Source organism: Okeania sp. SIO2F4, from assembly GCF_010672385.1.
In the GTDB taxonomy this organism is placed as follows: Bacteria; Cyanobacteriota; Cyanobacteriia; order Cyanobacteriales; family Microcoleaceae; genus Trichodesmium.
Genome location: NZ_JAAHGT010000826.1, coordinates 2375 through 4416, shown reverse-complemented (window position 1 = coordinate 4416; position 2042 = coordinate 2375). Strand labels below are relative to the sequence as shown.

1 pseudogene is annotated in these 2042 nt (G+C 37.1%); it reads right to left on the bottom strand.

The features are described 5' to 3' along the window. Positions 1-475: pseudogene (locus F6K22_RS33360) on the bottom strand (recombinase family protein); the annotation flags it as partial. Between the last annotated feature and the right edge of the window lie 1567 nt (positions 476-2042).

Genomic DNA, 2042 nt, shown 5'->3' with positions numbered 1-2042 from the left:
CTCCTGGCTGTTGTAGTTTCTCTATATGAGGACGCCACAATCTGCTAGCAAGTTCCTGTTCTGTTTCGGGGCGTAGTCGCAAAGGAAACTGCCCCCTTAAGTCCAAGGTTTGAATCAACAATGGCCAGAATAAGATTACCTCATCCTCAAAAAAACCCAATGGGGTAGTTGAGTGATAGGGGTATTGTTCTGATGTGGCCTCCGAAATTCGGTCCATCAAATTAATCCGGTTCTCTGCATTGGCAGCCAAGATTAAGATTTGGGGTTCAGTATATTGGAAGTCTTCTATTTGATTGTTGCGTTGGCAGAGCCTAGCGGCAGCTATATCACTTTTGGGAAGTTCTGGCCTCACTGTATGGACAATTTGATTTAGCGGAGATTGAATCTGTTGGCCTTTTATGCAGAATTCTTCTATTAGCCGACTTGTCTTACCGCTAAGGGTTGGCCCTGTAATCCAAAGGGAAGGAGATGGCACTTTTGGCTATCCTTTGTCTGGTTGGGAAACTAGATTATATTATGGAATTATTGGTTTTGATGCTATATTTATAGTTTGTATTTTTCTTTCTGTTAGTCAACCTCAGTATCCCTGTCTGAAAACTATAACGTTGGAGTTTTTTGTCAGAATTTCGTGTTGATTAGTATAAGTCAAAATTTCCGACCTTGAGATTTTTTCAATTTGGAGTCTATATTGAAACTATAACGTTGGAGTTTTTGCTGAGAATTTCCTATTGTTAGGATAACTCAAAATTTCCGACCTTGAGATTTTTTCAATTTCGAGTCGATCTTAAAACTATAACGTTGGGGTTTTTTGTGAGAATTTCCTATTGTTAGGATAACTCAAAATTTCCGACCTTGAAATTTTTTCAATTTCGAGTCGATCTTAAAACTATAACGTTGGGGTTTTTTGTGAGAATTTCCTATTGTTAGGATAACTCAAAATTTCCGACCTTGAGATTTTTTCAATTTGGAGTCTATATTGAAACTATAACGTTGGAGTTTTTTGTGGGAATTTCCTATTATTAGGATAAGTCAAATTTCGGACTAGATATTTGGGCGATTTGGAGTCGATCTTAAAACTATAACGTTGGAGTTTTTTGTGGGAATTTCTTATTGTTAGTATAAGTCAAATTTCGGACTAGATATTTGGGCGATTTGGAGTCTATATTGAAACTATAACGTTGGAGTTTTTGGTCAGAATTTCCTATTGTTAGTATCTCTCAAATCTCGGACTAGAGATTTTTTCGATGGGGAGTCGCTCTGGAAACTATAACGTTGGAGTTTTTGGTGAGAATTTCCTATTATTAGTATCTCTTCAATTTTGAGAGGAGAGATTTTTTCGATGGGGAGTCGCTCTGGAAACTATAACGTTGGAGTTTTTTGTGGGAATTTCCTATTATTAGGATAAGTCAAATTTCGGACTAGATATTTTGGCGATGGGGAGTCGCTCTGGAAACTATAACGTTGGAGTTTTTTGTGGGAATTTCCTATTGTTAGTATCTCTTCAATTTTGAGAGGAGAGATTTTTTCAATTTGGAGTCGCTCTGGAAACTATAACGTTGGAGTTTTTTGTGGGAATTTCCTATTGTTAGTATCTCTTCAATTTTGAGAGGAGAGATTTTTTCGATGGGGAGTCGCTCTGGAAACTATAACGTTGGAGTTTTTTGTGGGAATTTCCTATTTGTTAGTATCTCTCAAATCTCGGACTAGAGATTTTTTCGATTTGGAGTCTGTCTGGAAACTATAACGTTGGAGTTTTTGGTGAAAATTTCCTATTGTTAGTATCTCTTCAATTTTGAGAGGGGAGATTTTTTCGATGGGGAGTCGCTCTGGAAACTATAACGTTGGAGTTTTTTGTGGGAATTTCCTATTGTTAGTATCTCTTCAATTTTGAGAGGAGAGATTTTTTCGATGGGGAGTCGCTCTGGAAACTATAACGTTGGAGTTTTTTGTGGGAATTTCCTATTTGTTAGTATCTCTCAAATCTCGGACTAGAGATTTTTTCGATTTGGAGTCTGTCTGGAAACTATAACGTTGGAGTTTTT